General features: G+C 59.7%; 20 protein-coding genes. 7 read left to right on the top strand and 13 right to left on the bottom strand.

The features are described from left to right. Positions 1–10: 10 nt before the first annotated feature. The 10 genes from cysG to DXT96_RS08300 all read right to left on the bottom strand — a co-directional run bounded on the left by cysG (position 11) and on the right by DXT96_RS08300 (position 13,270). On the bottom strand, positions 11–1,480 hold the full coding sequence (gene cysG / locus DXT96_RS08345; protein ID WP_194287604.1) for a siroheme synthase CysG: 1,470 nt from the start codon (positions 1,478–1,480) through the stop codon (positions 11–13). Continuing rightward, entirely contained in the window at positions 1,452–4,100 is a 2,649-nt protein-coding gene (locus tag DXT96_RS08340; protein ID WP_153514266.1) for a nitrate reductase, read from the bottom strand. Before DXT96_RS08340 ends, cysG begins: the two co-directional genes overlap by 29 nt. 214 nt (positions 4,101–4,314) lie before the next feature. Further along, positions 4,315–4,650 (bottom strand): nitrite reductase small subunit NirD, encoded by a 336-nt coding sequence (nirD, locus tag DXT96_RS08335; RefSeq protein WP_003505867.1) that lies wholly within the window; start codon positions 4,648–4,650, stop codon positions 4,315–4,317. 5 nt (positions 4,651–4,655) lie between these two features. Continuing rightward, positions 4,656–7,103, bottom strand: a complete 2,448-nt coding sequence (nirB, locus tag DXT96_RS08330; protein WP_153514265.1) for a nitrite reductase large subunit NirB — start codon at positions 7,101–7,103, stop codon at positions 4,656–4,658. Between the two features lie 5 nt (positions 7,104–7,108). Continuing rightward, positions 7,109–7,906 carry an ABC transporter ATP-binding protein gene (locus DXT96_RS08325; protein ID WP_153514264.1) on the bottom strand — a complete coding sequence of 266 codons (798 nt, stop codon included), beginning with the start codon at positions 7,904–7,906 and terminating at the stop codon, positions 7,109–7,111. 13 nt (positions 7,907–7,919) lie between these two features. After that, positions 7,920–8,813 carry a nitrate ABC transporter permease gene (ntrB, locus tag DXT96_RS08320; RefSeq protein WP_153514263.1) on the bottom strand — a complete coding sequence of 298 codons (894 nt, stop codon included), beginning with the start codon at positions 8,811–8,813 and terminating at the stop codon, positions 7,920–7,922. A 114-nt stretch (positions 8,814–8,927) separates the two neighbouring features. Beyond that, entirely contained in the window at positions 8,928–10,220 is a 1,293-nt protein-coding gene (locus tag DXT96_RS08315) for a CmpA/NrtA family ABC transporter substrate-binding protein (RefSeq protein WP_153514262.1), read from the bottom strand. A gap of 376 nt (positions 10,221–10,596) precedes the next feature. After that, positions 10,597–11,883: a CmpA/NrtA family ABC transporter substrate-binding protein gene (locus DXT96_RS08310; RefSeq protein WP_153514261.1), complete on the bottom strand. Its 1,287-nt coding sequence runs from the start codon at positions 11,881–11,883 to the stop codon at positions 10,597–10,599. A 33-nt stretch (positions 11,884–11,916) separates the two neighbouring features. Continuing rightward, positions 11,917–12,504 carry an ANTAR domain-containing response regulator gene (locus DXT96_RS08305; RefSeq protein WP_149899679.1) on the bottom strand — a complete coding sequence of 196 codons (588 nt, stop codon included), beginning with the start codon at positions 12,502–12,504 and terminating at the stop codon, positions 11,917–11,919. A gap of 100 nt (positions 12,505–12,604) precedes the next feature. Further along, positions 12,605–13,270 (bottom strand): GntR family transcriptional regulator, encoded by a 666-nt coding sequence (locus tag DXT96_RS08300; protein WP_149899680.1) that lies wholly within the window; start codon positions 13,268–13,270, stop codon positions 12,605–12,607. Between the two features lie 265 nt (positions 13,271–13,535). On the opposite strand from DXT96_RS08300, the gene DXT96_RS08295 reads away from it, so the two are divergent. The 6 genes from DXT96_RS08295 (at position 13,536) to amyA (ending at position 21,336) form a co-directional block, all read left to right on the top strand. After that, positions 13,536–14,777 carry an NRAMP family divalent metal transporter gene (locus tag DXT96_RS08295; RefSeq protein ID WP_149899681.1) on the top strand — a complete coding sequence of 414 codons (1,242 nt, stop codon included), beginning with the start codon at positions 13,536–13,538 and terminating at the stop codon, positions 14,775–14,777. Positions 14,778–14,796: 19 nt separating this feature from the next. Beyond that, positions 14,797–15,564, top strand: a complete 768-nt coding sequence (locus DXT96_RS08290) for a LamB/YcsF family protein (protein WP_153514260.1) — start codon at positions 14,797–14,799, stop codon at positions 15,562–15,564. A gap of 12 nt (positions 15,565–15,576) precedes the next feature. Next, positions 15,577–16,386, top strand: coding sequence for a putative hydro-lyase (locus DXT96_RS08285; RefSeq protein WP_153514259.1), 810 nt, complete (start codon positions 15,577–15,579; stop codon positions 16,384–16,386). Between the two features lie 7 nt (positions 16,387–16,393). After that, positions 16,394–17,989, top strand: a complete 1,596-nt coding sequence (locus tag DXT96_RS08280) for a 5-oxoprolinase/urea amidolyase family protein (protein WP_153514776.1) — start codon at positions 16,394–16,396, stop codon at positions 17,987–17,989. Positions 17,990–18,006: 17 nt separating this feature from the next. Next, a complete protein-coding gene (locus DXT96_RS08275) occupies positions 18,007–19,737 on the top strand; it encodes a biotin carboxylase N-terminal domain-containing protein (protein WP_153514258.1) in 1,731 nt (576 codons plus the stop codon). A gap of 111 nt (positions 19,738–19,848) precedes the next feature. After that, entirely contained in the window at positions 19,849–21,336 is a 1,488-nt protein-coding gene (amyA, locus tag DXT96_RS08270; RefSeq protein ID WP_153514257.1) for an alpha-amylase, read from the top strand. Positions 21,337–21,360: 24 nt separating this feature from the next. Here amyA and soxR read toward each other — a convergent pair whose 3' ends face one another. Further along, positions 21,361–21,816: a redox-sensitive transcriptional activator SoxR gene (soxR, locus tag DXT96_RS08265; protein WP_149899686.1), complete on the bottom strand. Its 456-nt coding sequence runs from the start codon at positions 21,814–21,816 to the stop codon at positions 21,361–21,363. A gap of 160 nt (positions 21,817–21,976) precedes the next feature. Continuing rightward, positions 21,977–24,085 (bottom strand): TonB-dependent siderophore receptor, encoded by a 2,109-nt coding sequence (locus DXT96_RS08260; RefSeq protein ID WP_153514256.1) that lies wholly within the window; start codon positions 24,083–24,085, stop codon positions 21,977–21,979. Positions 24,086–24,232: 147 nt separating this feature from the next. Here DXT96_RS08260 and DXT96_RS08255 point away from each other — a divergent pair, with 147 nt between their 5' ends. Continuing rightward, the gene (locus DXT96_RS08255; RefSeq protein ID WP_153514255.1) at positions 24,233–25,702 is read left to right on the top strand and encodes a glycosyl transferase family protein; all 1,470 of its coding nucleotides are present in this window, start codon (positions 24,233–24,235) and stop codon (positions 25,700–25,702) included. Positions 25,703–25,721: 19 nt separating this feature from the next. On the opposite strand, the gene DXT96_RS08250 is transcribed toward DXT96_RS08255, so the two are convergent. After that, entirely contained in the window at positions 25,722–26,921 is a 1,200-nt protein-coding gene (locus DXT96_RS08250; protein WP_153514254.1) for a low temperature requirement protein A, read from the bottom strand. Positions 26,922–26,960 lie beyond the last annotated feature (39 nt).

The raw sequence follows: 26,960 nt of genomic DNA, 5'->3' as shown, positions 1-26,960 counted from the left end.
CGCAAACTTATTAGCCGGCTTTCTGAACCAGCCGCCCCTGTATATCGATAGCGGAAAATCCCGAAGACAAGGCGCCGAACGCATCACCGATGCCGATCAGCACGGGTTCGTTCACGCCCAGTCTCTCGACTGCCGCAGCCAATTGCGCGAGCGAACCGCACCAGCGCTGTTCATTCGCCCGGCTGACGGAAATCATCACCGCAACCGGCGTCGAGGCGGGCATACCACTAGCGAGCAGGGAAGACTGGATAGCTGCTGCGGTTCGGCCGCCCATATAAAAAACGGTGGTCACGGCGGGATTGGAGAGCGATGCCCAATCGATATTCTCCGGTAACTTTCCCTGCCGCGAATGACCTGTGACGAAGCGGACAGACTGGGCATGGTCGCGATGCGTCAGCGAGACGCCGAGGCGGGAGGCCATAGCACTTGCGGCGGTAATGCCCGGCACGACGTCTACCGGGATATTTTCGGCCTCCAGCGCGGCGATCTCCTCACCGGCGCGCCCGAAAATCATCGGATCGCCGGATTTCAGCCTCACCACCCGTTTGCCGGCCTTGGCGAGGCGGATCATCATGTCGTTGATGTCTTCCTGCTTGCAGCTTTCCCGGCCACCGCGCTTGCCGACCAGCATCCGCTTCGCCTCCCGCCGCGCCAGTTCCAGCACCTCCGCTGACACGAGATCATCGAATAAGATGACATCGGCGGCCTGCAGGGCGCGAACTGCTTTCAGCGTCAGAAGCTCGGCGTCGCCCGGACCGGCACCCACGAGCGTCACAAGTCCGCGCCCTGAGCCCGTGCGCGCGGTCTGCGTTCCGATATCCATCAGCAGCCGTTCTTCGCTGCTCTCATCCAGCCTTTCGGTAAAAGCCCGGTCGACGAATTTTTCCCAGAAAGATCGCCGCGACGGGCCGGGCGCGAGCCGCAGATTGACGCGCTCGCGGATCGTCTGGGCAAGCGCGCCCCAATCCTTCAGCGCCAGCGGCAGCAACGTCTCGATGCGCCGGCGAATTGCCTGCGCCAGAATGGGGGCCGCACCATCGGTGGAAATCGACACCAACACCGGCGAGCGATTAACGATGGAGCCGAACTGGAACTGGCAAAATTCCGGCTTGTCGATGACGTTGACGGGAACACCGGCCGCCCGCGCGGCGGCATAAAAGGCTTCAGCTTCCACATACGTTTCGCAATCCGCCAGCGCCAGTTCGGCGTTTTCGAATATGCCGGGATGCCACAGGTGGTCGTTAAAAATCAGGGCCGGGCTTTTTGTGACAAGTGCGTTGAAGGTCTCCGACAAATCGCTTCGGGCACAATAAACATGCACCTTCGCGCCGCAGGCAAGCAGCAGTTCCGCCTTCCAGGCGGCCCCATCCGATCCACCCGCCAGCACCACACGTTTACCCTCCAGCCCCCAGAAGACCGGCAATTTTGCCAGCTTTTCCATGCGCGCCGGTTCATTCCGCTGCGGTTTTAAGGCATCCATCGATGATCCCCCTGATTTCGGCGCGGCAGGAGCCGCAATTGGTTCCGGCATTCAACGCTTTGCCGATGGCTTCGACACTGTGACAGCCATCGCGGATGGCGGCAGTGATTTGATTGACCCCAACATTAAAGCACGAGCAGACCGTCGCACCCGGATCGGCGCGTCCGGCACCGGGACGACCGGCGACCAGCGCAAAGCGCATGCGCAAATCCTCATGGCGCTCGGTCAATTGCGAGATAGCCCAGTTGCGGGCGACGGCCACCGGCTGATTGGCGATGAACAGCGCTGCCAAGAGAGTCTCACCATCGAAAAAAGCGAGGCGCAGATCACCCGTCTGTCGGTCGCTATAACCGAGCGGCTCGATCCTGACATTGATGCCGAAAACCCGCCGCGCCCAGAGCGTCCAGTCATGCGGCTCTTCCTCGAAGGCAAGCTCCATGCGATAGCCGCCTTCCGCCTTCGCAATCGCCCAATAGGCAGAATCCGGCGCATCGGGTCGGGTGCGGGAGATGGCGAAGCCATAGGCCTTTGCTTCGAAAAGCCTTGCCTTCACCGCCACATTTTTCGAAGCGGGCTGGCCGGAATGCGGATCCGTGACCGGCGCGACAACCACATCGATGCGCGCCCGTGATGCGAACTGGTCGTTCCAGTGCATCGGCGCAAAGACCGATCCGCGCGCCTGTCTTTCGCTGACCAGTGCGCGCAGCAGAACCTTGCCATACGGGCTTTCCAGCTCCACCAGATCAGCGCTTTCGATGCCCAGCACCTGCGCATCACGCGGGTGAAGTTCGGCGAATGGCTCGGCAATGTGGGCAGTCAGCCGCGCGCTTTTGCCGGTGCGGGTCATGGTGTGCCATTGATCGCGGATACGGCCCGTATTCAGTGTCAGCGGATAATCAGGCGATGTTTTGCCGGTCTCCGGCAAGGTGGTGGCGATGAACCGCGCCTTGCCATCGGGATGGTAAAAACGGCCATCCGCGAAAAAGCGCGTCTCGGCGTTGCCACCGTGTGCGGCTTTCGGCCATTGAAAGGGCGTCATCGCATCGTAAGAATCCCGTCCAATCCCGCTAATATCGAAATCACGGCTTCCTGCATTCTCGAAGCCGGAAAGAGCGGCGTGTTCGGCAAAAATCTCCGACGCTTGCCGGTAGGCAAAGGCAGCGTCGAAACCCATCCGCCGGCCCACTTCCGCCATCTGCCACCAGTCGGCCGTCGCTTCACCGGGCGCGTCCAGAAAACCGCGCTGGCGGGAAATACGCCGTTCGGAGTTGGTGACGGTGCCGTCCTTCTCCCCCCAGCCGAGCGATGGCAACAGCACATGGGCGTGACCGGCGGTATCGGTGTCAGCCATGACATCGGACACCACGATGAAAGGACAGGCCTTGATCGCGGCTTCAACGGCGCTTGCATCCGGCATGGAAACGACGGGGTTGGTCGCCATAATCCACAACGCCTTGATGCGGCCGCCGGCCACCGCCCTGAACATATCCACCGCCTTCAGGCCGGGCTTTTGCGCAATCGCGGGTGAGGCCCAGAAACGCTGCACGCGATCGCGATCTTCGGCATTTTCGATAGCCATATGGGCGGCCAGCATGTTGGCCAGCCCGCCGACCTCGCGCCCGCCCATGGCGTTGGGCTGGCCGGTTAGCGAAAACGGCCCCATGCCCGGCCTGCCGATGCGGCCGGTGGCAAGGTGGCAATTGATGATGGCGTTGACCTTGTCGGTGCCGCTCTCTGACTGATTGACGCCCTGGCTGTAACAGGTGACGGTTTTTTCCGTGCGTTCGAACAATTCGTAAAAGGACATCAGCTCCGCGATTGTCAGGCCGGTGGCCTCGGCGATCTCCGGCAGGCTATGCTCGCCTGCGTTCTGAATGGCGTCGTCGAAGCCGGCCGTGTGGTTTTGCACATAAGCATTGTCGATCGCGGCGCTGCCGGAAAGATGCGCCAGGAGGCCGGTGAACAGCGCCACATCTCCATCCGGCCGGATGGCGAGATGCATATCGGCGATATCGGCGCTCATCGTCCGGCGCGGATCGATAACCACGACTTTCATGTCCGGCCGCAGCGCCTTCGCCGCCGCCAGCCGTTGATAGAGGACCGGATGACACCATGCGAGGTTGGAACCGGTGAGGATCACCAGATCGGCGAGCTCCAGATCCTCATAAGTGCCCGGCACCGTATCGGCTCCGAAAGCGCGGCGATGGCCGGCGACCGAAGACGACATGCAAAGCCTTGAATTGGTATCGATATTGGCCGAACCGATGAAACCCTTCATCAGCTTGTTGGCGAGATAATAATCCTCCGTCAGCAATTGGCCGGAGACGTAGAAGGCAACCGAGTCCGGACCGTGTTCGGCGATGGTCTCAGAGAAGCGCGACGCCACGAGGTCGAGGGCTTCGTCCCACGTTGCGGGTTTTCCGTGGATTTCCGGGTGGAGAAGGCGACCGTCAAGATCGATGGTCTCTGCCAGAGCAGAACCCTTCGAACACAGGCGGCCGAAATTGGCGGGGTGGTTCGGATCGCCTTTGACGGAAACGACGCCATTGTCGTTGACGGTGGCGATGACGCCACAGCCGACGCCACAATAAGGACAGGTGGTTTTTGTTTCAACGGGCATGGGTTTGCCCTCTCAATGCGAGGCGTTTACCCCCCTCTGTCCTGCCGGACATCTCCCCCACAAGGGGGGAGATCGACAAGCTGCAGGCTTCTCGCTCCATCTCTATGGTCGGCGACGCTGACCGTGGAGAGAGGTTTGTGCAGCAATTGATCTCCCCCCTTGTGGGGGAGATGTCCGGCAGGACAGAGGGGGGTATCTTCGCCGCCATCGAAATTCACTCCGCCGCAATCATCAAAGTTTCAAGCGCGATGGAAAGCCGGCCATCGAGATTGCGGACGGGGATGGTCTTCACCTCCCCCTCATCCGCCCCCAGCGCCTTGCCGGTTTCCAATGAAATGACCCAATTGTGCAGCGGACACGTCACCGAAGCACCGTGCACGATGCCCTGGCTCAGCGGGCCGCCCTTGTGCGGGCAATGATCCTCGATGGCGAAGACCTGGTTTTCCGCCGTGCGGAACACGGCAATCTTGCCCATCGGCGTTTTTACGCAGCGCGCACCACGCAGCGGAATGTCGGAGATATCGCCTATATCGATCCAGTTGCTGTCCATCGCTCTCACTCCGCTGCCTCACTGAAACCGATTGCCGCCATGGGCCTGAATTCGTGCTTGTCGTGGCCGGACACACGTTCCGACCAGGGATCCACTTGCGCGAATTTCTGGCTGAAGACGAAGCGGTCGAAATAGGCCCGGCGCTTGTCGGCATCGTCCATGATCTGGCGGCGAACCTCGTCGTAACCGATGCGCTTGGCCCATTTGTAGATGCGCTCGAGGTAGCGCGCCTGTTCGCGGTACATCTGTGTGAGCGCCACGATATGCTCCAGCGCCTCATCCGCGGTGGGGACGAGACCGAGGATTTCCGTACCCTTGATATCGAGACCGGCCGCACCGGCGAAATGGATCTCGAAACCGGAATCGACGCAGATGACGCCGATATCCTTGCAGGTGGCCTCGGCGCAGTTGCGCGGACAGCCGGAAACGGCAAGCTTCAGCTTGGCGGGTGTCCACGAACCCCACATGAATTTTTCGATGCGGATACCGAGCCCGGTGGAATCCTGCGTGCCGAAGCGGCACCATTGTTCACCCACGCAGGTTTTCACGGTGCGCAGCCCCTTGGCATAGGCCTGACCGGAAATGAAACCGGCCTTACCGAGATCGGACCAGACCGCCGGCAGATCCTCCTTCTCGATGCCGAGAAGGTCGATGCGCTGCCCGCCCGTCACCTTCACCATCGGGATGTCGAACTTGTCGACCACATCCGCAATCGCCCTGAGCTCGGAGGAAGAGGTAACCCCGCCCCACATGCGCGGCACGACTGAATAGGTGCCGTCCTTCTGGATGTTGGCGTGGACGCGTTCATTGATATAACGCGACTGATAATCGTCGGCATATTCGTCCGGGAAATCGCAGACGAGGTAATAGTTGAGCGCCGGCCGGCATTTGGCGCAGCCGCAGGAGGTTTTCCATTCCAGCTCCTGCATCACGGCCGGAATAGTCTTCAGGCCCTTGGCCTTGATGAGGCGGCGCACATCGTCATGGCCGAGATCGGTGCATTTGCACATGGGCTGTACGGCGGCGGGATTGTAGCTGTCGCCCAGCGTCAGCGTCATCAGCTGCTCGACAAGGCCGGTGCAATTGCCGCAGGAGGCCGACGCCTTGGTGTGGGCGCGCACATCGTCCAGAGACGTCAGCCCCTTTGAGGTGATACTCGAGGTGATCTTACCCTTGCAAACGCCGTTGCAGCCGCAGATTTCCGCATCATCCGGCAAGGCTGCAACGGCCGCCATAGGGTCCAGCGGGGACCCTCCCTGATAGGCCTGGCCGAAGATCAGGGTTTCGCGCATGGCGGAAATATCGGTCGATTTCTTCATCAGGTCGAAGAACCATGATCCATCCGCCGTCTCCCCATAAAGAACCGCACCGATGATGCGGTTTTCCTGCAGGATCAGGCGCTTGTAGACGCCGGCGGTGGCATCGCGCAGCACGATTTCCTCACGGTCGTCACCTTCTGCGAAATCGCCGGCGGAAAACAGGTTGATGCCGGTGACCTTGAGCTTGGTATTGGTGACGGAGCCGTGATATTCGGCCGAACCGCCGCATAGCCTGTCTGCCAGCACGCGCGCCGATTCATAAAGGGGGGCGACGAGGCCATAACACATGCCGCGATGTTCGGCGCATTCACCCAGCGCATAGATCGAAGCGTCCGACGTCATCATGCCGTCATCCACGACGATGCCGCGATTGACGGCGATGCCCGCTTCTTTCGCCAGACCCGAGGCCGGACGAATGCCGACCGCCATAACGACCATGTCGCCTTTGATGACGCGGCCGTCTTCCAGCTCGATGCCCTCGACCTTCTCCTCGCCGAGAATGCATTTGGTATTGGCTTTGGTGATGATGTCGATGCCGCGTTCGTTGAGCGCCTTTTCAAGGAGATAGGCCGCTGCCGGATCGAGCTGGCGTTCCATGATCGTCGGCATCAGGTGGATGACGGTGACGTCCATGCCCTGACGTTTCAGGCCATAAGCCGCTTCGAGCCCGAGAAGACCCGCGCCGATGACGATGGCGCGGCCCTTGCCCTTGGCAATCTCCAGCATCTTCGTCACATCGTCGAGATCGCGATAGGCGAGCACGCCGGGCAATTGATGGCCGGGAACGGGAATGATGAAGGGCAGCGAACCGGTGGCAATGACCAGCCTGTCATAGGAGGCCGTGATGCCGTTTTCGCTGGTGACGGTCTTTTTATCCCGGTCGATGCCGGAGACCTTAGCGCCCTTGTGCAGGGTGACATTATTAGCCGCATACCATTCGTCATTGTGTATGACGATGTCTTCATAGCTCTTTTCGCCTGAGAGCACCGGCGAGAGCATGATGCGGTCGTAATTGACGCGCGGTTCGGCGTTGAAGATTGTGACGTCGTAAAGGCCGGGGGCGGTTTCGAACAGGTTTTCCAGCATGCGCCCCGGCGCCATGCCATTACCGATGATGACGAGTTTTTGCGCCATAGTCGTTACTCCGCAGCTTCGACAAAGCGGTGACGTTCGTAAAGGAACTTCAGCACGGCTTCGCGGCATTTGAGATAGGTCTTGTCGGATGCAAGCTCGATGCGGTGGCGCGGGCGCGCCAGCGGCACGTCGAGCACTTCGCCAATATGGGCGGCGGGACCGTTGGTCATCATCACGATACGGTCGGAGAGCAGCACCGCCTCGTCGACATCATGGGTGATCATGACCATGGTGTTGCCAAGCCGGGCGTGGATTTCCATCACCGCGTCCTGAAGATGGGCGCGTGTCAGCGCATCTAGCGCGCCAAAAGGCTCGTCCAGCAGCAGAATTTTCGGCTCCATGGCGAGCGCCCGGGCAATGCCGACGCGCTGTTTCATGCCGCCGGAAATTTCCGAAGGTTTCTTGTCTTTCGCATGCGCCATCTGCACGAGATCGAGATTGCGCATGACCCAGTCATGCCGCTCGGCCCGTGTTTTTGTCCTGCTGAACACCTTCTCCACGGCGAGGTTGACGTTTTCATAGACCGAAAGCCACGGCAGCAGGCTGTGGTTTTGGAACACGACGGCGCGCTCCGGGCCGGGCTCGTTGACCTCCCGGTTTTCAAGAAGAACGGCACCGGCGGAAACCTTCGTCAACCCGGCAATGAGGTTGAGCATGGTGGACTTGCCGCAGCCGGAATGGCCGATGACCGAGACGAATTCACCCTTTTCGATGGTGAGATTGATGCCTTTCAGCACCTCGGCGCGCGCGCCACCCTTGTCGAAATATTTGTCGATATGATCAAGCTTCAGATAAGCGTTCATAATCGTCGCCCTCCTAGTTTGCCGCAGCGCCGCGGGTGATGATCTTGCCAAGCGCCGCCACCAGCTTGTCGAGCATGAAGCCGACGACGCCGATGTAGGCGAGCGCGACGATGATGTCGGGCAGGCGCGAGGAGTTCCACGCATCCCAGATGAAGAAGCCGATGCCGACGCCGCCGGTCAGCATTTCCGCCGCAACGATCGCCAGCCACGAAAGACCGACGCCGATGCGCAGACCGGTGAAGATGTAAGGTGCTGCCGATGGCAGCATGATCTTGAAGAAGAACTCGATCTGGTTCAGCCGCAGCACTTGCGCGACATTGCGGTAATCCTGCGGAATGTTGCGCACGCCGACCGCCGTATTGATGATGACTGGCCAGATGGAGGTGATGAAGATCACGAAAATCGCCGATGGATTGCTGTCCTGAAAGGCAGCCAGCGAAAGCGGTAACCAGGCAAGCGGTGGCACGGTGCGCAGCACCTGAAAGATCGGGTCGAGACCGCGCATCGCCCAGACCGACTGGCCGATCACCGCGCCCATGATGATGCCGGCAATGGCGGCAAGGCCGAAACCGTAAGCCACCCGTTCCAGCGAAACCAGCACACGCAGGCCCAGACCAATATCCTGTGAACCATTATGGAAAAACGGCGAAACGATGAGATCGTAACTTTCCTCGAAGACCTGGCTCGGCGGCGGCAAAGACGAACCGGGGGCGGAACAGAACAGCTGCCAGACGCCGAGCAGCATAGCGAGGACGACAAGCGGTGGTATGGTGTTGCGGGCCGCTGCCGCACCCCATTTGCGCAGATCGATCCGCGACGGGTGTTTGGGCGTAAGCGCCACGACGTTTGCCTTTTGCGCTGCCGGCTGCTGCGGCTCTTCGTTGAATTTTCGGGCCAATGCGGACATAGGCGTTTCCTTTTGATGTCGGTTGCGGTCGGGGTCTCGCCCCTCACCCGATCTTCAGTCTCAGCCGGTGAACGGCGGCAACTGGCGGATGAGGGGCGACACCCGGTCTCCTCCTCAGGAGGCCGCCTTGATAGAAAGACTTTCGAGATAAGCGGATGGGTTTTCCGGGTCGAAGACCTTGCCGTCGAAGAAGGTTTCCTTGCCGCGCGAGGTGGAAGCGGGCAGATCGACAACGCCGAGATCCTTGGCTGCTTCGCGCCAGATATCCTCGCGGTTGACCTTCGTAACCAGCGCCTTCACGTCGGTATCGGGCGCGAATTTGCCCCAGCGGATATTTTCGGTGATGAACCAGCTGTCATGGCTGTGGAAGGGATAGGAGGCGTGGTCCTGCCAGAACTTCATCTGCAGGCCGGTATTTTCCAGCACCCGGCCGTTGCCGTAATTGATATTGCCCTTGAGGCGGCCAAGAACATCCTTCGGCGGAACGTTGAACCACTGGCGCTTGCCGAGAATGGTGGACATTTCCTCCTTGTTCGCCATCTCGTCGCACCATTGCTGCGCTTCCATCACCGCCATCAGCAGCGCCTTGGTGGCGTTGGGGTTCTTTTCCACCCACTCGGCGCGCATGCCGAGCGCCTTTTCCGGATGGCCCTTCCAGAGTTCTCCGGTGGTACAGGCGGTGAAACCGATGCCCTGATTGACGAGCTGCTCGTTCCAGGGTTCACCCACGCAGAAAACGTCCATATTGCCGACCTTCATATTGGCGACCATCTGCGGCGGCGGAACGACGATGGTGGAGACATCCTTGTCCGGGTCGATGCCGCCGGCAGCCAGCCAGTAGCGGATCCACAGATCATGCGTGCCGCCGGGGAACGTCATCGCAGCCTTGATTTCCTTGCCTTCGGCCTTCTTTTTCTCGAAAGCCGCTCTCAGCTTGGAAGCATCGAGCTGGACGCCGGTGTCGGCATATTCCCTGGCGACGGAAATGCCCTGGCTGTCGAGGTTGAGGCGGGCGAGGATTGTCATCGGCACCGGCACATTGTTCTGGGTCACCTTGCCGGTGTGCATGAGATAGGGCATCGGGGTCAGGATATGCGCGCCATCAATGCCGTTCGATGCGCCGCCGAGCACGAGATTGTCGCGCGTAGCCCCCCATGAAGCCTGTTTGAGAACCTCGACGTCAGGCATGCCATGCTTGGCGAACAGCCCCTTTTCCGCTGCGATGATGAGCGGCGCGGCATCGGTGAGCGCGATGAAGCCGATTTTGGCACCTTTCACTTCCGGCTCAGCGGTGGCTGCGAAAGCACCCGACGGAAAGGCGGTGCGGATGGCGGTGACGAGAGCAGCCGTGGCTGTCGTCCTCAAGATCGTGCGGCGACTGACATCGCCCGAGAATATCTTTTTCATTCGCATCTTCCCCTTATTGGGCCACCTGTGCGGTGACGTTTTCGCTTGCGAAAAATCCTGAAAATAAAAAAACGCCGCTCGGTATTCGCGCCTTCGGAACGGGAGGTGTTCCGGGCAGCAAAACCTTGCGACGTCTATGTCTTCGAAAGCGCCTATGCCGCGCCCTGCTTGCACCGATCGCCGTTGACCGGTGCAAACAAGGAGAAGCAAGCAGCGTGCCAGTTCATGAAATTAGAATTATAACATTGAAAACAAACAATAATTTTAAGAGTAGAATTCGTGATTAAATTTTAATCATCGATTATTTTGTCTTTAGTTTGTGCAAAGAAAAAAATTTCGCGCTTGAAATTTGCGCAGCCTGCAGGCCAGGCGTCGGTCACGCCTCTCCGGAGGACGGGGAAAACGGCGCGGATGTCCGCACGGTAAAGCCACTCACATAACCCTCAATGTCAGCTGGATCGAACACGAAACCATCCACGAAACGGTCGCCCTCTTCCCGCCCTTCGATACGGATGTCGGCATCATCAGGTGCATTGGTCTCTCCCAGCGCCGCCCGATAAATATCCGGCCGATAGGCGGAAAGGGCCGCATCCATGTCCGCCTGCGAAAACTCTGCCTGCCCCCAGCGGATCATCTGGCTGTAAATCCACAATGCCTGGCTCTGGCGCGGATAATTGGCATGGCCGCCGTGGAAGATGAAATAGTTGTCGATCACCCGGCGGTTGCCCTGGCTGTCGATGCTGAATTCGCCTGATAGCACCCGGCGGATGATGCCTTCAGGTGCGCCAATGTAGCGGGAGTCAGCAAGCGCCCTGCTCAGCTCGTCGTGATTTTCCGCAAGATCGCACCAGCGCGCGGCGGCATCGAGCGCCGTCAGCAACCGGCCGACAGTTTCCTGCTGGCTTTCCGCCCATTCGGGCCGCATACCGATCACCTTTTCCGGTGCCGACGGCCACAAATCCTGCTTGGCGGCGACGATCCTGCCAACACCACGCTCGGCGGCGACAATGTTCCACGGCGCACCAACACAGAAACCGTCGATGGCGCCGGCCGAGAGCGCATCCGACGTCAAAGGCGGCGGCACCACCACCAGTTTGACGTCGTGATCGGGATGGATACCGCCGGCCGCGAGCCAATAGCGAAATTCGTAATTATGCGACGAAAACGGATAGGTCATGCCAAGCGTCGGCGGCGCTTCGCCGCGCGCCCGCATATCATCGAGCACCCGTTTCAAGGCCTTGGCGTTTTCGAGTGCGCCCGCCGTTTCAGACAGCCCCGTCAATGTCTTCATCCGTGCAAACAGCCGGGTCGAGAGCGTGATCGCATTGCCGCCGCGCCCGAGCGAAAAGGGCGTGATCGTTGGTGAAGGGTTGGAACCAAGCCCGAGCATCGAGGCGACGGGCATGGGCGAGAGCATATGGGCGATGTCGAATTGCCGGAACGCCAGCCGGTCGCGCACATTCGCCCAGGACACATCCTTGACGAGATCGAGTGACAGGCCTTCACGCTCGGCAAAACCGAATTCGGCCGCCGCAATCAGAACGGAGGCGTCGACAAGCGGGATAAAACCGGCACGCAGGACTTTCTGACGGTCACTGCCAAAAATGGCTGGCGCACCAGTCGCTACGCTATCTGATCCCGCCGTCTTTCCCGGTGCCGCCATATCATACACTCCACACTGTCCGACTGGCCTTTGTCACATCAACAAACCGGCCGCGGTGACCACGCTTTGCGCGATCTCGGAAATTTTCTTTTTCTCGTTCATCGCCGTTTGCCGCAAAAGCGCAAAGGCCTCCTCTTCGGAAAGACCACGCATCTTCATCAAGATGCCCTTGGCGCGCTCGATGACCTTGCGCTCCTCCAGCGCCGATTTTGCTTCGGCAAGTTCCCGTTGCAGGCGGCTGAAAGCGTTGAAGCGGCTGACCGCCATATCGAGAATGGGTTTGACCCGCTCCTTCTTCAGCCCATCGACGACATAGGCCGAAACCCCCGCCTCGACGGCCGCCTCGATGGAGGCCGTGTCGGAGCGATCGACGAACATGGCAATCGGCCGGCCGACCGTGCGGGTAAGCTGGAACAGATGCTCCATCATGTCACGGTTGGGATTTTCAAGATCGATGAAGATGACATCGGGCTGCAGCGTCTCGATAGTACGCGCCACCCCGATCACTTCATGGATGACCGTGACGCGATGATAGCCGGCCTCGCGCAGCCCCTCCTCAATGATGGAGGCGCGGATCGCGTTTTCGTCTATGACAAGAATGGTGAGGTCGCGAAGCGTCATGTCAGCATTGATGACGCAGCGCAGCAAACTTGGCAATCGGCTGCGGATGCAAAAATGGATGGAGCGCCAAGGGACTTTCTCTCCCCTGCCGCCTGCCCTATCAGGATGCGTGTTCGACGGCGCGTTCGAGCGCCTTCAAAACCGTACGCTCGGAGAGATTGAGATAGATTTCCATCTCATTGCCGGCATCGGCCGCTTTGCCCTCTTCCATCAGCGACAGGATCTTGCTGTTCATGTCCACGAAGGGCGAATGAAGCTGTTCGGGATCTTTCAACAAGCCGAAACAAAGCCTGAGTTCAGCGGCGATACGCTCGTAAAAATCGCTGAGGCGGGCGCTGTCGAGAAGATCGACCACGGCGGCGTGAAACTTCATGTTGGCGCTGCCCACGCCCAGCCAGTCAGCCGTTTCACGCTTCACCTTGGCATCCTCGACCGCTGCACGCATGATGCGAATGGCCGGATGTTTATGCCAGGCCTGACGCAACGCGCCGCATTCCACCATGCGCCGTACCCGGTAAATGTCGATCACCGAAGCCATGGTCGGAACGGCGACGAACACACCGCGATTGGCCTCGTGGCGCAACAGCCCATCCTTCGTCAGAAGCCGGAAGGCTTCACGCAATGAATTGCGCGACACGTCGAAACGCTCACTGAAGGCTGCCTCTGAAAGGCGCTGTCCCGGCATCAGCTCGCCGGAGATCAGCAGGGTACGGATACCCTTGGCCAATCGATCCGCAAGCGGCAGAGCCTCTATCGTTTCCGTCATGTCGCCCCTTTCTTAAGAGCAATGCAGCATCGGGAATTCCGTGACAGGCATGTTCGGACACGGCATGATTGCCCATAGCACAAAGCATTAGCAAAGCACGAAAAAAACGTGATTAAATCATGGCCATAACGTCCAACAAATAGACAAAATGAAAGAACGATAACTTTATATTGTTCAACAAAGTTGACAATTTCACAGAACCGGACAAGATCAACCGCATAAAGCATCCGCGAGGGGCGGATTGCGACAGGAGCGGAGAAAATCCATGGAGCAGAAAAAGCTCACCCCGACTGCCGGCACAAAAATGTCCAAACGCGCGTCCCTGATGGGAGCGATCTTCCTGATGGCGACATCGGCCATTGGTCCCGGTTTCATCACGCAGACGGCGACCTTCACCAACCAGCTCGGCGCCGCCTTTGCCTTCGGCATTCTTGCCTCCATCCTCATCGACTTTGTCGTCCAGCTCAACATCTGGCGCATCGTGACGCTGACGCGGATGCGCGCTTCCGACATCGCCAATGCGGCCATTCCGGGCGCCGGTTACCTGCTCGCCATTCTCGTCATTATCGGCGGCCTGTTCTTCAACATCGGCAATATCGGCGGCACCGGCCTCGGTCTGAACGCCATTTTCGGACTGGACCCGAAAATCGGCGGTGCTATCAGCGCGATATTCTCCATCGCCATCTTCGTTTCCAAGCGCGCGGGTCTTGCCGTTGACCGGTTCATCATTTTCGCCGGTATCCTGATGATCGTGCTGACGCTGTATGTAGCGTTCGTTTCCGCGCCACCCGTCGGCGACGCCTTCCGCCAGACCTTCCTGCCGGATACCATCAACTTCGCGACCATCACCACCATCGTCGGCGGCACCGTCGGCGGCTACATCACTTATTCCGGCGCACACCGCCTGCTGGACCGGGGCATGGTCGGCATTGAAAACCTGCCCGCCGTCAACCGCGCCGCGCTGACCGGCATCGCCGTCACCGGCATCATGCGTTACGTGCTGTTTCTCGCCATTCTCGGCGTCGTCGCCAGCGGCGTCATCATCGATACCTCGGGCCAGGCCGCCAACCCCGCCGCGCAGGCCTTCCGCTCCGCCGCGGGCGATCTCGGCTTCCGGCTCTTCGGCATCATCTTCTGGGCAGCGGCCATCACCAGCGTCATCGGCGCAGCCTATACATCCGTCTCGTTCCTGCCCGTCTTCAAGCAGGATATGAGCGAGCGCGCCCGCAATATGGCGACGGTCGTTTTCATCGCCGTCTCGCTCGTCTGCTACCTGTTGATCACCACGCCACCCGCGGCCATGCTGGTCTTCGTCGGCGGCCTGAACGGTCTCATCCTGCCCATAGGCCTCAGCATTTTCCTGTTTGCCGCATGGAAGCGCGAAGACCTGATGGGCGGCCATCGCTACTCGCGCATTCTGCTCGGGCTCGGCGTGCTGACTTGCGCACTGACATGGTACATGGGCTACAAGTCCGCCGGCACCATCTTCGGCCTGCTCGGCCTGTAAACACCAAAGGGAGGCAAACATGGCCGCTATCGATCTCAACAGCGATCTTGGCGAAAGTTACGGTGCGTGGAGCATGGGAGACGATGAGGCGATGCTCGCCATCGTGTCCAGCGCCAACATTGCCTGCGGATTTCACGCAGGCGACCCTGCCGGCATCTACCGCACCGTCAAGGCCGCTGCCGAAAAAGGCGTGGTCGTCGGCGCCCATGTCTCCTATCCGGACCGCGTCGGCTTCGGCCGCCGCGATCTGGACGTGACCTCGGAAGAACTGATTGCCGATGTCATCTACCAGATCGGCGCACTGAAGGGCGTCACCGCCGCCGCCGGAACCACGGTGCGCTACGTCAAGCCGCATGGGGCGCTTTACAATCGCATCGCCAATGATGCGAAGCAGGGGCAGGCGGTCATTGACGGTATCAAGGCTATCGATCCTTCGCTGGTGCTGATGGGCCTTGCCAATGCGCCTATCCTCGATCTTGCCCGCAAGGCTGGCCTTTCTGTTGTCGCAGAGGCGTTCGCGGATCGTGCTTATACACCTCAGGGTCAGCTCGTTTCGCGCCGGGAAGCCGGTGCCGTTCTGCATGACGCGGCAAAAATCGCCGATCGTATGGTGCAGCTCGCCCGCGAGGGAACGCTGGAAGCCATCGACGGCAGCATCATAAAAATCGAGGCGCAATCCATCTGCGTGCATGGCGACAGCCCCGGCGCGGTCGCCATCGCCCAGGAAATCCGCCGCCGTTTCGAAGCGGAAGGCATAACAATCCGCTCCTTCGCATCCGATCGCTGAAAGGAGCGGCCAATGACGATACCGACATCCTATCTCAACCACACCGACGCGGAAGCGGCGCGAAAGGCTCGCGCCACATATCGCGACGGCCTCATCGCCCCCACCTCCGGCATCGCCCCCGGTTTCACACAGGCGAACATGATCGTGCTGCCACGCGACTGGGCTTTCGATTTTCTGCTGTATGCACAGCGCAATCCCAAACCCTGCCCGGTGCTTGATGTCTCCGATCCCGGCTCGCCCACCACGCTTCTGGCGCCGGGTGCCGATCTCAGGACTGATCTGCCACTCTACCGTATCTGGCGGGATGGCAAGCTTGTAGAGGAAACGGCGGATGCAAAGGCCGCCTGGGCGGAGCGTGATGATCTCGTCGCCTTTCTGATCGGCTGCAGCTTTACCTTCGAAACGCCGATGGTCGAAGCGGGCATCGAAATCCGCCACATGACCAACAAGAGCAACGTGCCGATGTATCTCACCAACCGGCCCTGCCGTCCGGCTGGGCGGCTGAAGGGCAACATGGTCGTTTCCATGCGACCGATCCCGGCATCGCGCGTCGCCGATGCGGCCACCATTTCCGGACGTTTTCCGGCGGTACATGGCGCACCCGTGCATGTCGGCGCGCCGGAAGAAATTGGCATCACTGACCTCGCAAAGCCTGATTTCGGCGATGCGGTTCGGATCGAACCGGGCGAAGTTCCGGTATTCTGGGCCTGCGGCGTAACCCCTCAGGCCGCCGTGATGGCGTCCGGTGTGCCGTTTGCGATCACCCACGCGCCTGGACACATGTTCATCACCGATATTCCCGATTCAGCCTATCACGCGTGAGGACATGATGCGTTTTCTCCCTGTCAGCCTCACCACCATTCTTGTCGAACTTGCCGATCTCGATGAAACGCTGGCGCTGTTCGCCTCGCTTCAGAACGATCCGGTGGAAGGCATTGAAGAGACAGTGCCGGCTGCCCGTACCCTGATGATCCGTTTCCGCCCTGAGAAGATCGATGCCGAAGCGCTGGCCGCGCGGCTGGCAAGTCGCGATCTCTCGGCAAAAATCGCGCCTTCGGACGATCTCGTGGAAATCCCCGTCCATTATAATGGCGAGGATCTCGCAGACGTTGCCGAACTGACCGGCATGAGCGTCGAAGAGGTCATCCGCCGCCACACCGAAAGCGAATTCACCGTGGCCTTTTGCGGGTTTGCGCCCGGTTTCGGTTATCTGGTCGGCGGCGATCCGGCCCTGCATGTGCCGCGCCGGCAAAGCCCGCGTACCCGAATTCCGGCCGGCTCGGTGGCGCTGGCCGGCGCTTTCAGCGGCGTCTATCCGCAAAACAGCCCCGGCGGCTGGCAGATCATCGGCACCACGCCGGTGAAGATGTGGGATATCGACCGCGATCCCGGCGCGCTTTTCCAGCCCGGTTATCGCGTGCGTTTCGTCGACATGGACAAGGCCGGCAGAACGGTCGATGTCCATTCCATGGCACCGCGCAGCTCCAAAAAAGAGCCAATAAAAGAAGGCCCGCATTTCGAAGTACTCGCCGCACCCATGCCCGCCATCTTTCAGGATCTTGGCCGCTTCGGCCAGACCGGGCAGGGCGTATCGGCTTCCGGCGTGCTGGATCGCGGCGCGTTCAATGCGGCGAACCGTATCGTCGGCAATCCCGCCAACACAGCCTGTCTCGAACTGACGCTCGGTGGCTTTTCCTTCAGGAGCACAGGCCGCACCGTTATCGGTACGGCCGGCGCACCCTGCCCGGTTACCATCAAGACGGCAGATCGCAGTTTCACGGCGCAGCCGCATGTCCCCGTCTCTCTGGAGCCCGGCGATGTGGTGACATTCGGCCAACCGCCAAAGGGAATGCGCTGTTATCTTTCCGTGCGCGGCGGTTTCGACGTTGCGCCGGTGCTCGGCAGCTATGCAACGGATACGCTCGCCGTGGTTGGACCGGAACCGGTAATCGCCGGCACAATCCTGCCGCTGAAGGGTGAAAAGACCGGCCTCTCCAGCGTTTCGACTGACGAGGTTCCGGCTTTCGATCCGCCGGCAACCGGCGATGTCGTGACGCTCGATGTCGTTCTTGGACCGCGCACCGACTGGTTCACACAGAAGGGTCTTGAGACCCTGACCAGCCAGCTCTGGCAGGTCACCCCGCAATCAAACCGGGTGGGCATCCGCCTTGCCGGCGAAATGGCAGTGGAACGTAAGGACAGCGCCGAATTGCCGAGCGAGGGCACGGCGACCGGGGCGATCCAGATTCCGCATAGCGGCCAGCCGGTTCTCTTCCTTGCCGATCACCCGCTGACCGGCGGTTATCCCGTCATCGGCGCGGTGGCGGAATATCATCTCGATCTTGCGGGACAAATCCCCGTCAACGCCAAAATCAAGTTCCGCCCGATCGGCCCCTTCGCCGAAATCGCGGCCAAAAACACATAATTCCGAGGAGAAGAGCGATGAAAAAAGTGCTGATTGCCAATCGCGGCGAGATCGCGGTCCGGATCATCCGCGCATGTCGCGACTACGGCCTGCAATCGGTCGCCGTTTATGCCGATCCCGATCAGGATGCGCTTTTCGTCCGGCTGGCGGATGAGGCCTATGCGCTGGAGGGCGTGCGCCCGGCCGAGACTTATCTCGATATCACCAAGCTGATCGCAATTGCCAAACGCGCCGGTGCTGATGCCGTCCATCCCGGCTACGGCTTCCTGTCCGAGCGCGCCGAATTTGCGCAGGCTGTTCTTGATGCCGGACTGATCTGGATCGGCCCCGACCCGAAGGTTATCAAGGCATTGGGCGACAAGGTCGAAGCACGGCGCATCGCTACCGGCGTCGGCGCACCGCTGGTTGCCGGCAGTGACGGCCCGGTCTCAACGGCTGCGGAAGTTACCGCCTTCGCTGAACAGCATGGCCTGCCCGTCGCCATCAAGGCGGCGCATGGCGGCGGCGGGCGCGGCATTAAAGTTGCGTGGAAGATGGAAGAGATCACCGATCTCTACGAATCCGCCGTTCGCGAGGCAACGGCCGCTTTTGGTCGTGGTGAGTGTTTTCTCGAGCGCTTTCTCGACCGCCCACGCCATATCGAGGCGCAGGTTATCGCTGACAAGCACGGCAATGTCCTGGTGCTCGGCACCCGCGACTGCTCACTGCAGCGACGGAACCAGAAACTGATCGAAGAGGCTCCGGCCCCCTTCCTGTCCGACGAGCAGCGGCAGAAAATCCATGACGCCGCCAAGGCAATCTGCGCTGCTGCTGGTTATTCCGGTGCCGGCACCGTCGAATTCCTGCTCGGCGTCGATGGCACGATTTCCTTCCTCGAGGTCAACACCCGCCTGCAGGTAGAACACCCCGTTACCGAAGAAACCACCGGCATTGATCTCGTCATAGAGCAGTTCCGTATTGCCGAGGGCCATAAGCTCCGTGTGCTTGAAACACCGGAACCGCGCGGCCATTCGATGGAATTCCGTATCAACGCCGAAGATCCCGGCCGCGGCTTTCTGCCGACGCCCGGCTCGATCTCCGTTTTCGATGCGCCCTCCGGCCCCGGCATTCGTATGGATAGCGGTGTCGTCAGCGGCTCCAGCGTACCGGGAGTGTTTGACTCGCTGATGGCCAAACTCATCGTCACCGGTGTGGATCGCGATCAGGTCCTGCGTCGTGCCCGCCGCGCGCTCAAGGAATTCCGCATCGAGGGTATCGCCACGGTTCTGCCGTTTCATCGCGCCGCGATCGAGACTGATGACTTCATCGGCACGGATGGATTCAAGGTTCATACCCGCTGGATCGAGACCGATTTCGCCGCCATGCCGGATGCCATGGAACGCCCGGCACCGGCCGATGATCCGTCGATCACCCGCACCTTTCTGGAAATCGACGGCAAGCGCGTCTCCGTCGGCCTGCCGAGCCTGCTGCTATCAGGGCTTGGTGCCGTCAGCGGCGGGAATACGGCTGCTCCCGGTGCTGCGACCAAGGAAAATGAGGGCGAAATCACTGCCCCGGTTTCCGGCACGCTGCAATCTTTCAAGGTGAAAGACGGTGATATGGTTTCCGAAGGCGATCTTCTGGCCGTTATGGAAGCCATGAAGATGGAGACGCAAATTGTCGCCACCAAGGCCGGCAAAGTGCGCCTGATCGTCAAGGAAGGCGACTATCTGCAGGCGGGCGCAGCCCTCCTCGACGTAGCCGGCTAATATACGCCGGACCTGCCGGCCTCACAATTGCAGATCGCGCATCTCCGGCGGCGGAACTCTTTCGCCACCGGGCCGTTTATGGCGCGACCTGCTAACCATCGTGAGGGAAATATGGCCGGACGCACCTTGCTTCAATTCTTCCATTGGTATTATCCGGACGGAGGGAAATTATGGAGCGAGGTGGCCGAAAAGGCCGAAAGCCTTGCCAAAATGGGCATCACCGATATCTGGCTGCCACCGGCCTACAAGGGTGCTGCCGGTGGTTATTCGGTGGGTTACGATACCTATGATCTCTTTGACCTCGGCGAATTCGATCAGAAGGGCACCGTCGCCACCAAATATGGCGATCGCACCGCACTCGAACACGCCGGCCGGACGCTGAAGGAAAACGGCATCCGTGTCATCCATGATGTGGTTCTCAACCACAAGATGGGGGCGGATGAGAAGGAGAAAGTCCGGGTTCGCCGCGTCAATCCAGAAGACCGTACCGAGATAGACGATGAAGATTTTCAGGCGCTCGCCTATACACGCTTCACCTTTCCGGGCCGCAACGGCAAACACTCCAAATTTATCTGGGACCTGAAATGCTTCAGCGGTGTGGACCACATCGAGGAGCCGACGGAAGACGGTATTTTCCGCCTCGTCAACGACTATGGCGATGGGGAATGGAACGAGGAAGTCGACCAGGAAAACGGCAATTTCGACTATCTGATGGGCGCTGACGTCGAGTTCAGAAACCGGGCGGTTTACGAAGAACTCAAATATTGGGCCCGATGGCTCTCCGAGCAGGTGCAGGTCGACGGCTTCCGTCTGGATGCCGCCAAACATATTCCGGCGTGGTTCTTCCGTGACTGGGTCGGCCATATGCGTGAGACGGTCGATCCCGATCTTTTTGTCGTGGCGGAATATTGGCATCCCGATATCGAAGCGCTGAAAAGCTATCTCGAACTGGTCGACAAGCAGTTGATGCTTTTCGACGTCGCCCTCCACCACCGCTTCCACGACGCCGCAAAACAGGGTGGCGATTTCGACATGCGCACCATCTTCGACGGGTCGCTGCTCTCGGCGGTTCCCGACCATGCCGTTACGCTGGTCGACAATCATGACACGCAGCCGCTGCAGTCTCTCGAAGCGCCGGTTGAGCCATGGTTCAAGCCTCTGGCCTATGCCATCATCCTGTTGCGCGAACAGGGTGTGCCTTGCGTCTTTTATCCCGATCTGTTCGGCACGAGCTACACCGACACCGGAAATGACGGCAACGAACATAAGATCGACATGCCGGCAATCGAATGCCTGCCGAAGCTTATCGAGGCACGCAGCCGTTTCGCCAACGGTGCGCAGACGGATATTCTCGATGATCCAAGCTGCATCGCCTTTATCCGCCACGGCACCGCCGATGCGCCGGGTTGTGTGGTGGTGATGTCGAATGGCGAGCCGACGGAAAAGCAGATCGATCTTGGCCCGGACCATGCAGGCGCGGTCTGGCGCGACTTTCTCGAGCACCGCGAGGAACATGTCACCCTTGACGACAGCGGCAAGGGCGTCTTTCCCACCAATGGCGGCAGTGTCAGTGTGTGGGTTCCAGCAGAAGCCGAGTGAAGGCTACCGCCAGGAAATATTCCATCATTCACCGGGCACGAGACGGCGCGGACCTGCGCCGTCATCGGCCAGAACATCGTTCGGATTGCGTAACGGACAATCGTCCAACGAGAGGCAACCGCAACCGATGCAGCCGGTGAGCTGATCGCGCAGCATCACCAGGCTGTTGATGCGAAGCTGAAGCATCTCCCGCCAGGACTGCGAGAACCTGCGCCAGTCAGCCGCCGTCGCCACCCGATCCTGCGGCAAATCCGCCATTGCATCCCTGATGATGCTGAGCTGGATACCGGCCCGCTGGGCGATGCGGATGATGGCGATACGTCGAAGGACGGCGCGATGGTAACGGCGCTGATTGCCGGCGGTACGCCAGCCCTCGATCAAGCCCTTTGCTTCGTAAAAATGGATGGTGGAAACCGCAACGCCGCTGCGATGGGCAACCTCCCCCACCGTCAGGCTGTGCTTGAACACGGTACTTTCCATTCTGGCTCCTGTTTCCGGAACGATTTCCGCTCGGAAACGCGGAAACTCGTTGAAGAGCAGCCGGTATAATTCCTCAACTATAGTTGAGGTCAATAGGCGAACGGTCAAAAAAAAGAGGCGCCACATGGGCGCCTCCTGAGATCTTGCAAACCAGGCTGTATCAGAACTTCGCCGTCATGCTGATCCAGAAACGGCGGCCTTCCATGACGGTGTTGAAATCGTCAGTGCCGACATCCTTGTCGAAGACGTTATAGACGGCCGCGTTAAGATCGACATTTTCGGCAACAGCATATTTCGCACCGATATCGAGGGTGGTGTAGGCCTCGTATTTGCGCCCAGCCATACCATTGATCGTCACTGGCGTGCCATTGGTGCCGATGCGAGGTCCGGCATTGATTTCCGATCCGTGATAATTGACCGAGGCCCAGGCTTCGAGACCATCTATCGGCGTCACCCAGTCACCCCGCAGATTGGCCATATGCTCCGGTGTCCGTGCCAGCGGGAAACCCTCATAATCGCCGGTTTTCTGTTCGGAATGTGTGTAGGTGTAGTTACCACGCAGCGTCAGTTCCGGCGTCGCGTACCAGGTTGCCGTCAGCTCCACACCCTGAATCACCGCATCGTCGATATTGTAGTTGTACCAGAGGCGATAATTGCGGTCCTCGCTCCAGCGGGCAGGCGTCCCATCCGGATTGAGCACCAGCGCGTTGGAAATCTTGTCCTTGAAATCGGTGTAGAAATAGGTAGCGCCAAGAGCGACATCGCCGTTGTCCCAGAGTGCGGCCACTTCGTAGCTCGTGCTCTTTTCCGCCTCCAGGCCCGGATCGCCGATAATCACGCCGCAAGTGCCGCTCGGGCCATAGGTGCAACCACCGCCGCCGGTCGTATAGGCATAACCCGGTGCGACCTGGCGGATTTCAGGGGCGCGGAAACCGGTGGAAATGCCGCCCTTGATGGTCAGCTCCTCCGTCGCACTCCAGACGCCATAAAGGCGCGGGCTGAAATGATTGCCGTATTTTTCGTGGTTATCCAGACGAAGACCGCCGGTCAGCGCGAAATTATCGACGATGCGCCATTCATCCTCGACAAAAAGCGCCCATTGGGTTGCCGAGAAGGTTTCGTCGAGATTGGTGCGGCGTCCGGGGTTCTGGTCCGTAAGACGCGCCTCAAAATATTGGCCGCCCGTCACCAGCGTGTGGTTTCCGTACAATTCGAAGGGCGTGGTGAACTTGCCGTCCAGAACGGTGTTGCGCACTTCTGGCGAGCGCGGATTTTCGGTCACACGCCCCGTGCGGATATTTCGGGTGAAATTGGTGCGCTCGGCCCATTCCTGCTGGAAGGAGAATTCAGATGTGGTCGGCCCCCACCGGCCGGTATGCGACAAGGACCAATGGTCACGCGTATTGGTGTTGTAGGTGCCGTTGGCGTCAGTCGCCGCCAGCGTGTCGCCAGGTTCAGCGCTGCGGCGAAGCCGCGTCTTGCCACCTTCAAGATAGATGTCGTGGTCTTCATTCGGCGTAAACGTCAGACGGCCGTTGAAGTCATATTCCTTGGCGCCCGTGGTGCCGTTCAGGACGCTATCTTCGCCGCGTGTGAAGCCCCTGCCCCAGACCTGCAGGCCCAGCTGGTCCTTCAGGATCGGCCCATTGGCATACCAGGACACCTGGCCGCTATTGCCGAATTTGGAATGCTGCTGAACCGTACCCTCGGTAGTGACGGAGCCAGACCAGACATCGCCGACCTTGCGGGTGATGATGTTGATGACGCCGCCCATCGCATCCGAACCATAAAGCGAGGACATCGGCCCACGCACGACCTCGATGCGTTCAATCGCCGAAACCGGCGGCACGAAGCTCTGTTCGAAACCGGAGTTACCGTTAGTGCGAGCATCGCGGGTGCTTTGTCGCTTGCCGTCAACGAGGACCAGCGTGTAAGCGCCGGGCAATCCGCGAATGAAAATATCCTTTTCATTGGCGATGCCGGTGACAGATACACCCTGCACTTCACGCAGAGCATCTGTCAGATCGCGATAGGACCCCTTTTCCAGATCCTCGCGCGTTACCACCGTGATGCTGGCAGGCGCGTCCTTCACATTCTGCTCGAAGCCGGATGCGGTGACAACGATCTGCTGGAGAATCGTTGTTCCATCGGATGCCTGTTGCGCGTAAGCAGGCAGAGCAAAGCCCAGCGCCGTTCCAGCCATTGCTGCCGAAAGACCGGCCTTCATTATTGTCGCAGCGTTGTTTCGGCCGCGGTACTTCAATTCCATGTTACGCCCCCGCATTTAACTTGAGAATTTAACCCCACTTATTTAGGAGGGGGTGCGGGCGCAATGCGTTTGTTTTCGAACAATTCTAAATTCCAGAAATTGCAAAAAGGGCTCCTCCACTCAGCGGCGGAGTAAAAAAATCGCAAGATGACAACCGGCAAGAGAAAAGAACAATCAGCTTCCCCGACAAAGCCAGACAGGCTTGGACAGCTGAAATTACTTGTCGCTTTCGACGCGTTGTTGCGGGAAGGCAGTGTCAGCCGAGCCGCGGCCGGTATGGGAATGCCTGTTTCCTCGATGAGCCGCATATTGCAGCAGCTGCGGGAGAAATACGGAGACCAGCTGTTTTTACGCACCGGCCAGGGCCTGCGTCCTACCCCCTTTGCCGAGAACATGCGGTTGCGGATCCGCTCGCTGGCAGCGGAAGCGGATAACCTGATCGATTATTCACGGGAGAAACCGGAACTACCCGCTGCTGCCAATAAAAGCGGCTGGGAACAGCCGGTGCTGATGAAGGCGCCGCCGCTTTCACTTCGCCCGAGCGTTGTTCTGGAAGGCCAGCCGACACCGGAAAACATTGCCGACCGTCTCGCCCGTATCGGCCACAATGCCGATCCGCAGCAGCGGCTTGCGAAGTATATCGCGACCTCGGCAATGGGCATCGGTAACAGCCGCCCACTCAGCCAGGAGGAGGCGATGGATGCGCTGGCGATCATTCTCGACGGCGATGCCGACCCGATCCAAATCGGGGCGCTGCTTGCAACCATGCATTATCGCGGTGGGACCGCAGCGGAGCTTGCCGGTTTCATCGAAGCCATGTGGCAGCATATAGAAAGAGACCGGCAGCGGCCTGCCGTTGTTGATCTCGACTGGCCGGCCTATATGTCGCCCAAACATCGTGACGCACCCTGGTTCCTGCATTCCGCCCGCCTCGTTTCCATGGCGGGATACAGCGTTTTGTTGCACGGCCATGTGGGTCAGGGGGAAAATGGCGGCAAGCTCGAACTTGCAGCTGAAGCCTGTGGAATTCCCCTCTGCCATTCCCTTTCGCAGGCCGCCGAGGCCACAGCGTCACAACGGATCGCCTATTTGCCGATTGGTGGTCTGTCTCTGCAGTTCCAGAGCCTTCTTGGCCTGCACGGCATTCTGGAAATGCGCCTGCCGCTCAACACGGTCGTGCATCTTCTCAACCCGCTTCGCGCCAGAAGCGCCATGATCGGTGTCGCCCGCCCCTCCTATCAGGAGCTTCACCGCGATACTGCACGACTGCTTTCGGTGGAGAACCTCGCTATTCTCGGCAATACGCGGGATTTTGCGCAATTCACACCGTTTCGCAGCACCCGGATTTTTGGCCTTTCCAAAGGCAGGGATGTTGAATTCGTCATTCCAGCCCGCGAAACGCCCCCGGCCGAAATGCCGACCATGTTCACCACCTTCGAATACTGGCGGGCAGTTTGGACGGGAGCGGCCAGAGACGAAAGGGCGGAGACCACCATCATCTCCACGGCTGCAATCGCGCTGATGCTGGTCAACGACATGGCCATGCCATTTGAGGAGGCCTATGGCCGCAGCCTGCGGCTGTGGCACGACAGGGCGCGTAATTTCGTCAATGTCTGAAAGCTCGGTGCCTGAAAGCTCAGGCGTTGGCGACTGATTTTTTTAGTGCCAGATACTCCCACACGGCAACGAGCAGCAGGATGCCCGTGCTTGCCAGTTGCAGAATGTAAAGCGGTATGCCCAGCACCGGCAAAAGCAGGCAGAGCGCCACCAAACCGGCAAAATGCGAAACGGGCCGCTGGTAAGTGGCGGCAATCTTGACGCCGATATTGCCGGCCAGGAAAAGGATGGGGCCGCCGAGAATAGCGATGGCCTCCCTCAGCGCTGCGCCCTCCCGGGCATGGGAAAGGCTGAAGTCCTCTCCCACGGCCGTCAGGATAATGCCCGCAACGATAGGCAGGTGCCCATAGTTGAAGAGATTATGGGCGATCTTCGCTTTCTCTTCGGCATTTTCAGCCTTTCTGGACGCTTCCTCCTGCCCGTGATGGAAATAGATCCACCACATCGCCACGGTGCTGACGAAGGCCGAACAGAAAACGATGAATGTCAGGGTCGAATTCATATATTCGGTGGCCGTGCGGCCGGTGGTGAGAATGGTTTCGCCAAGACAGATGATCACGAAGAGTGCACAACGTTCCGCCAGATGCTCGCCGGAAAGATGCAGCCGGTCCTCGTCGCTGGATGCCACACCCGGCACCACATAACGGCAGGCCGGTCCGGCATATTCGATCGCCAGCGCCACACCCCATAGGAGAATGCGGTCCGTCAGATCGACCAGCCCGCCGGCCAGCCAGAACAGGCTTGATATGACGAGCCAGATCGTCACGCGCACGAAAACCAGAAAAGACTGCCGATCTTCCCCCTTGAAGGCATAAAGCGCAAAAAGGCTCCGCCCCACTTGCATGCTGCTGTAGATGAGGGCGAAAACGAACCCCTGTTCCGCAAAAGCTTCCGGCAGAGCGATGGCCAGCAGAACCCCACCGAACATCAGCACAAAGAGCAGGATCCGGACCGGCTCCTTTTCCGTATTCAGCAGATTAGTGATCCACGTAGTGTGTATCCACAGCCACCATAACGATAATATCAGGATGCCTGCTTCAAGCGCAGCCGTTGGCCCGAAATCCTTTGCCAATGCATGCGAGAGCTGGATGAGCGCGAAGACAAAAACCAGATCAAAAAACAACTCAGGGAAAGTCGCCTTTTCCGCGTCCTGTCCTTCGTGCCTTATCCAGCTTTCAGCATCCGGCGTGCGTCCGGAAGTCTCCGTTTCAGTTCTCATTCTGCTCCTGTTCGTGAAATATCATGTCGCTGCACCTCC

The organism is Agrobacterium sp. ICMP 6402, assembly GCF_009498615.1.
GTDB lineage: Bacteria > Pseudomonadota > Alphaproteobacteria > Rhizobiales > Rhizobiaceae > Agrobacterium > Agrobacterium burrii.
The sequence above is the reverse complement of the archived record's forward strand: the minus strand, read 5'-3'. Positions and strand labels throughout refer to the sequence as shown.

Bases quoted from the DNA above. Each gene is read 5' to 3' on its own strand.
- DXT96_RS08295 (WP_149899681.1), top strand. From the start codon at position 13,536: ATGGAGCAGAAAAAGCTCACCCCGACTGCCGGCACAAAAATGTCCAAA.
- DXT96_RS08290 (WP_153514260.1), top strand. From the start codon at position 14,797: ATGGCCGCTATCGATCTCAACAGCGATCTTGGCGAAAGTTACGGTGCG.
- nirD (WP_003505867.1), bottom strand. From the start codon at position 4,650: ATGGACAGCAACTGGATCGATATAGGCGATATCTCCGACATTCCGCTG.
- DXT96_RS08325 (WP_153514264.1), bottom strand. From the start codon at position 7,906: ATGAACGCTTATCTGAAGCTTGATCATATCGACAAATATTTCGACAAG.
- DXT96_RS08275 (WP_153514258.1), top strand. From the start codon at position 18,007: ATGAAAAAAGTGCTGATTGCCAATCGCGGCGAGATCGCGGTCCGGATC.
- soxR (WP_149899686.1), bottom strand. From the start codon at position 21,816: ATGGAAAGTACCGTGTTCAAGCACAGCCTGACGGTGGGGGAGGTTGCC.
- DXT96_RS08260 (WP_153514256.1), bottom strand. From the start codon at position 24,085: ATGGAATTGAAGTACCGCGGCCGAAACAACGCTGCGACAATAATGAAG.
- cysG (WP_194287604.1), bottom strand. From the start codon at position 1,480: ATGGATGCCTTAAAACCGCAGCGGAATGAACCGGCGCGCATGGAAAAG.
- DXT96_RS08310 (WP_153514261.1), bottom strand. From the start codon at position 11,883: ATGGCGGCACCGGGAAAGACGGCGGGATCAGATAGCGTAGCGACTGGT.
- nirB (WP_153514265.1), bottom strand. From the start codon at position 7,103: ATGGCGCAAAAACTCGTCATCATCGGTAATGGCATGGCGCCGGGGCGC.
- amyA (WP_153514257.1), top strand. From the start codon at position 19,849: ATGGCCGGACGCACCTTGCTTCAATTCTTCCATTGGTATTATCCGGAC.
- DXT96_RS08305 (WP_149899679.1), bottom strand. From the start codon at position 12,504: ATGACGCTTCGCGACCTCACCATTCTTGTCATAGACGAAAACGCGATC.
- DXT96_RS08250 (WP_153514254.1), bottom strand. From the start codon at position 26,921: ATGAGAACTGAAACGGAGACTTCCGGACGCACGCCGGATGCTGAAAGC.
- DXT96_RS08315 (WP_153514262.1), bottom strand. From the start codon at position 10,220: ATGAAAAAGATATTCTCGGGCGATGTCAGTCGCCGCACGATCTTGAGG.
- DXT96_RS08280 (WP_153514776.1), top strand. From the start codon at position 16,394: ATGCGTTTTCTCCCTGTCAGCCTCACCACCATTCTTGTCGAACTTGCC.
- DXT96_RS08300 (WP_149899680.1), bottom strand. From the start codon at position 13,270: ATGACGGAAACGATAGAGGCTCTGCCGCTTGCGGATCGATTGGCCAAG.
- ntrB (WP_153514263.1), bottom strand. From the start codon at position 8,813: ATGTCCGCATTGGCCCGAAAATTCAACGAAGAGCCGCAGCAGCCGGCA.
- DXT96_RS08340 (WP_153514266.1), bottom strand. From the start codon at position 4,100: ATGCCCGTTGAAACAAAAACCACCTGTCCTTATTGTGGCGTCGGCTGT.
- DXT96_RS08255 (WP_153514255.1), top strand. From the start codon at position 24,233: ATGACAACCGGCAAGAGAAAAGAACAATCAGCTTCCCCGACAAAGCCA.
- DXT96_RS08285 (WP_153514259.1), top strand. From the start codon at position 15,577: ATGACGATACCGACATCCTATCTCAACCACACCGACGCGGAAGCGGCG.